This is a genomic window from Bacillus sp. GMa5/1 (assembly GCF_050172015.1).
In the GTDB taxonomy this organism is placed as follows: domain Bacteria; phylum Bacillota; class Bacilli; order Bacillales; family Bacillaceae_G; genus Bacillus_A; species Bacillus_A cereus.
Window position 1 is genome coordinate 24,004 of sequence record NZ_JBNLYC010000049.1, and the last position, 6,411, is coordinate 30,414.

Below are 6,411 nucleotides of genomic sequence, written 5' to 3' on the forward strand. Positions count from 1 at the left end.
CTTTTACAAAAGGAGTTTTTGTTTTTATGATTTCAATTCAGCACTTGCAAAAAAGTTTCGGAGATAATACCGTACTAAAGCATATAGATTTAACAGTTGAGAAGGGCGAGGTTGTTGTTATTATTGGGCCGTCTGGATCTGGTAAAACGACATTCTTACGTTGTCTCAATGTATTAGAAACACCAAACGCTGGTAATATTCGTATCGGTAATAAAGAGCTTAACTTCTCTCAAAAAGTAACGAAGAAAGATATTGTTAATCTTCGTACGCAAACAGGTATGGTATTCCAGCACCATAATTTATTCCCGCATTTAACAGCACTTCAAAATGTAATGGAAGGGCTCGTTACAGTGAAAAAGATGGGGAAAGAAGAAGCGAAGAAAAAAGCAAACTATTTCCTTGAAAAAGTTGGTTTAGCAGATAAAGTGGATTTATATCCGTTCCAATTATCAGGCGGACAACAACAGCGCGTTGGAATTGCGCGCGCGCTTGCGATGGAGCCGGAAGTGTTACTATTTGATGAGCCGACGTCAGCGCTTGATCCTGAACTCGTTCAAGAAGTTCTGAAAGTAATGAAAGAACTTGCTAAAGAAGGCATGACGATGGTTATTGTAACGCACGAAATGCGTTTTGCACATCAAATTGCGAACCGTGTTATTTTCATGGATGGTGGTGTCGTTGTCGAACAAGGTACACCAGAAGAAGTATTTACAAATCCAAAAGAAGAACGTACGAAGAAGTTTTTACAAATGTTGCAATAAATTAAGGAAGGTCTCAAGGCATATGCCTTGAGACCTTTTTGCCATATATATTTATTTGTGGAATCCGCCAAGGCTTTGCTCAGCCATTGCAACTAGACGTTTTGTGATTTCTCCACCAACTGAACCGTTAGCGCGAGCCGTAGAATCTGCTCCTAATTGTACACCAAATTCTTGAGCGATTTCGTACTTCATTTGATCGATTGCAGCTGTTGCACCTGGTACTACTAATTGATTTGAAGAATTTTGGTTTGCCATAGGAATATATCCTCCTTAGAGTTATAAAAGTTTTTTTGGTTGGACTAGCTGGAGTTGAACCAGATTATCGCCCCGGTTGGCGCTAATCCATCGGTAATTAAGTTTGTACTCATAGTATGGATGTTACCTAGAAAGATATACAAAATAATAATTTGTAAATTTTGTCAAAAAAACTTATTGATTTCGTAAATTATGAAATAAGAGTAATCGTTGTATTTTTAAGAAAACAGGCCAAACTAAGGAGGATATTAAATATAATTTTCTCATTGTAGCCTGCTACTTGTAGGCTAATTATTAGCTTCTTATATAGGATTTATTGAAATAAAAATGAAATCGGTAGCAACTTTATAGTTCTATTTTTAAGTAGGGATGGAGTGGGCACTCCTATGTCTGGATAGGTTGCTCTCTTCACTCTAAAAAAGAGAGGCTTTAAACGATAACGTATGGAGGAATCATGATGGGGATTTGCCCGCTTTGCAACGCATTAGAATCACAAACATATTCTTGTCAAAATTGCCAAAGTATACTCCAAGATTATGGGAAGTCTGTCGATTACATAGACGATTATAGTGCCTATATGGATCAAGAATTATTAAGTGCAGTAGATGGTTTAACGCATAATAATTCAAATGAATATTGCAATCATATTTTTTATTGCGGAGTATGTAGCGTGGAAACTGAGGTTGTAGTAAAACTTGTGTAAATAGAAAACTTCCACCTTATTATCTAGGTGGAAGTTTTTGTTTTTGTATTTGTGAGTGAATCATAGGAGAAGGGATATGTTCGGTGTTTGATGAAGCCCCTGATTTTATTTGAGACATTTTTTCCTTTGTATCACGTAAAGAATGTTCAGTTAAGTAGACGGCATATTCGTAAAATAATTGGCGTGTCAGTTCACTTTGTTCTTTTAATTTGGCATCTTGGAATACAGTTCGCCCAGGTTTAGAGTTGGCTTCAAATAACCACGGATTTTCCTTTGTGTCTAAACCGATATCGAAACCAATCTCACCGATGTTTCCAGTTACTTGCTCGTCGAGTGCATAACTTATTTGCAGAGCTGTTTGTTTTAATTTATTTTCAATTTGAACTTGCTTCGTTGAATCTGGAAAAAGCTCTTGTAGCAATTTTGTATTACCGCCGCTATTTACATGCGTTGTTAAACTGCCTTTGCCGGCGATTTTGGCGACGATTGCACTAACTATCCAATTACCGAAATGATTTTTATTTGTATGAATGCGGAAATCAACAGGTTGACCATCAAAGCGAAGTAACGAAATACCTTGCTGTACGATAAACTTTTTTAAATCATGCCCTTTTAATACGTGGTTTAGAAGAGTTTCTAATGATTGATACTTTCTTAGTTTATTTTCTTCATTTTCGCGATAACGACAGTAGTAGCAATTCTCTGTTTGAGAATAAAATATTTGATGAATATTTCTACCGAAGCTCCCGTGTATTGGTTTCATGTACACAGATTTATACGTGCCAAGAAACCGTTCTACTTGTTCAAAATGCTGAAATGCTTCTGTGTTTGGTAATAAGGGTCTAATTGATTCGTCTTTCATAAGAAGTTGATGAACTTCCCATTTGTTGAAAAAACCTGGGTTAAACCATGGAATGGAGTAGTCTTGTTCTAACTTTCTTTTTGCTCTGACGATTGGTTTATAATTTTCCGCTTGTCGATTCGGTAATCGATCGTAAATGACGTTTGGTAAAGGGACCTTTTTCTTTATCCATTGTTTCTCTTGAAAGAAATATCCTTCAATCGTTTCTTCTTCCCAGTTTATATGTTGAACGCCAAAGACGAATACGAACGGTCGTAATGAGAATGGTGGTGTTAACAACTCACTGAGAGCAATTGAACGATTTCCTAAAGGATTAGAAGAATCATCGTTAAAGCCAGTTGTGAAAATGCCGATTAATGGTCCGAAAATAATTGTTTGGTTTTGTGTGAATGCATGAATAGTAGTTGATTGAGGTAGTAAAAGTTTATCGGCAATATGTTTTCCAATAATAATTTCGCGAGTAAAGGAATAATGAATTTTTACTTCTTCACTTGCTATATGACGTATGCCGAAGGAGAGGGATGTAATAGGTGGCGTAATAGAAAAAACGTAAGGTAAAGTAATACTATTTGGATGTTCATCTGAAATGTTTAATGTATATATATGTTCTTTCAAAATAGGTTTACCTCCTTTCATTATGGTGTAAAGCGACTGAATTTAAGTGGTCCGTGAAATATCTTTTCAGCTAATGAATCACTATGACGAATGTATTGTTCGTAAGGAGGGATCGTGTTGACATACATAAGCCAGATTGCACCTTTTTGATCCATAATTGTGGAAAGTTCTAGTTCAAATAACGAAGAATAAGACTGATCTAGTGTTTGGAATACTTCATTTATAATGTCGTGTAAAGCGTCGTGTAATAGTTGCACACCTGTACTAGATAGTACGTATTTAATTTTTGAAAATGAATGTAATGAATCATCGTCCGTTGTTGAGGGTAAAAGCTGATTAGGAAATGAGCTTTTTTGTATAAATTGACCGATAACATTCCAAGTTTGTTCTTTGTTTTTTTGCAAAATGGTTCGAATGTGCAGTGGATATGTTAATTGATTTGGTGGTTGTAGCATAGTGTGCGCTATGTAACGTGATGAACGTATGTTAGATTTACACCAAGATATAAATTCGTCTGTGCGTTTGATTGGAATAGAAGTATGGTATTTTTCATTTACCGTATCGATCTGAAACGTTTTATTTTTGTAAGCGACTCGATATAAGTTATCTTTAGAATGTATATTAGTGGGGCGTATAATAATATCTTTAGTTTTTAACAACAGTTTGAAAATGTTTTGTATCGTCGCAATTTCAAATTTTGGTATATAAGGAGACAGTTTTTTATTAGTGAGAAATAAATCATGTAGTTCACTTGAATTAATAAGTGTGTTATTTAAAAAGGTAGTGGAAGGACGATTGTGCAAAGAGTGAATAATTGATTTTACTTTTTCAAAGTCTGTTTCCTCTTGAAAAGAATAACGATCATATATATAAGAAGGAATAGGGAATGTTTGCTTTTTCCATTTTCCTGTATCTGTATCGTAAATAAGACCAGAAACAAGGTCTGTTTTAGGATCAATACAAAATGGCGTAAACTGGGCAACGACATTATGATAAAGCCGAGCGCGTTTAGCGATTTCGGTGTAATACGTTTGCTCATAATGAAGTTTAGAAGTTAAAAGGCCGAGAACCAACGAAATCACTCCTTTACTACTATTTGCATAATAGGCGAAGCTATATATTGCAAATACGTTTTTATACCATTATACTTTTGTCCGTATGATGATATGCTATAGTTTTGGAGAAGTGAAAGGTTGATTGTAATGAATATATGGTTAAATATGTTAACGACGACAGGACTCGGAGCAATTATTGGAGGATATACGAATCATTTAGCGATAAAAATGTTATTTCGTCCTCATCGTCCTATTTATATCGGAAAGTTTCAAGTTCCATTTACACCAGGGTTAATTCCGAAGCGGCGTGATGAACTTGCTGTTCAATTAGGAAAAATGGTTGTAGAACATTTGTTAACACCAGAAGGAATCGGAAAAAAGCTAACAAATGAAGAGTTTCAAAAAGGTTTAATTCACTGGGCGCAAGTGGAAGTGGATAAAGTAATTACGAATGAACAATCACTGCGATATATGTTAGAAAAATGGAATGTAGCACATGTAGAAGAAGAAGCAACTCGAAAAATCGAACATGTGATTACAGAAAAAATTCATGCATTTTTAGCAGAGTATTATACATATACATGGGAACAGGCTTTACCTCATTCTGTACATGAAAAGATAGAGAATGCGATTCCGAATGCCTCGGCGTTTATTTTAGAGCGAGGAATTAGCTTTTTTGAAAGTGAAGAAGGGAAAGCGCGTCTTTCAAAAATGATTGATGATTTCTTTGCTTCTCGTGGAACGCTACTTAACTTAGTTGGGATGTTTTTAGGAAATGTAAGTGTTGTGGATCGTGTGCAGCCAGAAGTTATTAAGTTTTTAGGGCAAGATGCTACAAAGCAGCTTTTAACTGACGTACTGCAAAAAGAGTGGGAAAAGTTAAAAGGAAGAGATGTAAAAGAATTAGAAGCATTTGTAGAGAAAGAAATGATTGTAAGCTCCGTGCTGTCAGCAGTTAAAGTAGAGGAAACAGTGAGTAAGTTTTTAAATCAATCTGTTCAGCAAGTATGTGAACCAGTTCGAGAAACAATTATTAAAAAAGTGGTTCCAAGTGCAGTAACGAAAGGCTTAAAGTGGGGAACGGAAAATGTAGAGAGTATACTAAATAATCTACATCTTGCGGAAATTGTCCAGCAAGAAGTGTCTACATTCTCAACAGAAAGATTAGAAGACTTAGTTCTGTCTATTACGAAAAACGAATTGAAAATGATTACGTATTTAGGAGCGTTATTAGGCGGAATGATCGGGCTCGTACAAGGATTGTTACTATTGTTTCTTAGATAATAAGGTGAGTACATAGAAATAAAAGTGAAATTTCTTCACATCTCTTGCATAGTTTGATATGGTAAGAAGAGGTGCGTATGTAAATGCACGTAAAAGGCAGTGCGAGTGAAAAGCGCTAGCCTTCTAAAGGAGGAAAAATAAAATGACAAAGAACATTCATGATGTTGCATATGAATTACAAAAAGCAATCGCTGAAAACGAAGACTTCAAAACTTTAAAAGAGAGCTACGCAGCAGTTCAAGCTGACACAGCTTCAAAGAACTTATTCGATGAGTTCCGTACAATGCAACTTAGCCTACAACAAAAAATGATGCAAGGCCAAGAAATCACTGAAGAAGACAACCAACAAGCACAAGAAGTTGTAGCTCGCATTCAACAAGATGCTAAAATTACAAAATTAATGGAAACTGAGCAACGCCTAAACGTTGTAATCGGTGACGTTAACAAAATTATCATGAAGCCACTTGAAGAATTATATAGCGCGCAACAACAAGCGTAATAGTGGAAGACGCTCCTAGTTTAGGAGCGTCTTTTTTTGTTTAGGGAATTTAATAGTTATATCACAAAAACTCCCTTTCAAAATAGCCATTTCTTATTGATTATTTTGAAAGGGATATGTAACACATCGGTTAATTTTTTTTATTGCTGTTAATTGAAGTTTTAATATTTTTTTCGTTCAAAAACTTTTCAATCTCTTTTTGTTTCCTCCCATTTATTTTCTCAAAGCGCTTTGTAAAAGAAAAATTGGCCTTGAATAAGTTACCATCTTGGGCGAGTTTGTCTAATTCTTGATCTAGCTCTACGAAAATATCCGTAGATGATGAAATAAATTCATAGATTTCTTTTGAAGTTTTTTTATAATCATTAGGTAAATTA

The 6,411-nt window shown here is 35.2% G+C and carries 8 protein-coding genes; 4 read left to right on the forward strand and 4 right to left on the reverse strand.

From position 1 onward, the window contains the following. Window positions 1-26: 26 nt before the first annotated feature. Window positions 27-761, forward strand: a complete 735-nt coding sequence (locus ACQGSG_RS14175; protein ID WP_000623610.1) for an amino acid ABC transporter ATP-binding protein — start codon at window positions 27-29, stop codon at window positions 759-761. Between the two features lie 51 nt (window positions 762-812). On the opposite strand, the gene sasP is transcribed toward ACQGSG_RS14175, so the two are convergent. After that, on the reverse strand, window positions 813-1,016 hold the full coding sequence (gene sasP, locus ACQGSG_RS14180) for a small acid-soluble spore protein, SasP family (protein ID WP_000013338.1): 204 nt from the start codon (window positions 1,014-1,016) through the stop codon (window positions 813-815). A gap of 457 nt (window positions 1,017-1,473) precedes the next feature. On the opposite strand from sasP, the gene ACQGSG_RS14185 reads away from it, so the two are divergent. Further along, window positions 1,474-1,719: a hypothetical protein gene (locus ACQGSG_RS14185; RefSeq protein WP_000510475.1), complete on the forward strand. Its 246-nt coding sequence runs from the start codon at window positions 1,474-1,476 to the stop codon at window positions 1,717-1,719. Between the two features lie 19 nt (window positions 1,720-1,738). Here ACQGSG_RS14185 and ACQGSG_RS14190 read toward each other — a convergent pair whose 3' ends face one another. Together ACQGSG_RS14190 and ACQGSG_RS14195 are read right to left on the reverse strand one after the other, a co-directional pair. Further along, entirely contained in the window at window positions 1,739-3,196 is a 1,458-nt protein-coding gene (locus ACQGSG_RS14190; protein WP_000658091.1) for a YheC/YheD family protein, read from the reverse strand. Between the two features lie 20 nt (window positions 3,197-3,216). Continuing rightward, window positions 3,217-4,269 carry a YheC/YheD family protein gene (locus ACQGSG_RS14195; protein ID WP_000242813.1) on the reverse strand — a complete coding sequence of 351 codons (1,053 nt, stop codon included), beginning with the start codon at window positions 4,267-4,269 and terminating at the stop codon, window positions 3,217-3,219. Between the two features lie 129 nt (window positions 4,270-4,398). Here ACQGSG_RS14195 and ACQGSG_RS14200 point away from each other — a divergent pair, with 129 nt between their 5' ends. After that, complete coding sequence (locus ACQGSG_RS14200) at window positions 4,399-5,535, forward strand: DUF445 domain-containing protein (protein WP_141558791.1); 1,137 nt, start codon at window positions 4,399-4,401, stop codon at window positions 5,533-5,535. Window positions 5,536-5,677: 142 nt separating this feature from the next. Then, window positions 5,678-6,034, forward strand: a complete 357-nt coding sequence (locus ACQGSG_RS14205) for a YlbF/YmcA family competence regulator (RefSeq protein ID WP_000164614.1) — start codon at window positions 5,678-5,680, stop codon at window positions 6,032-6,034. A 130-nt stretch (window positions 6,035-6,164) separates the two neighbouring features. Here the strand turns inward: ACQGSG_RS14205 and ACQGSG_RS14210 are convergent. Continuing rightward, window positions 6,165-6,411: NDxxF motif lipoprotein (locus ACQGSG_RS14210; protein ID WP_426947535.1), on the reverse strand; the 247-nt coding region annotated here is incomplete at its 5' end.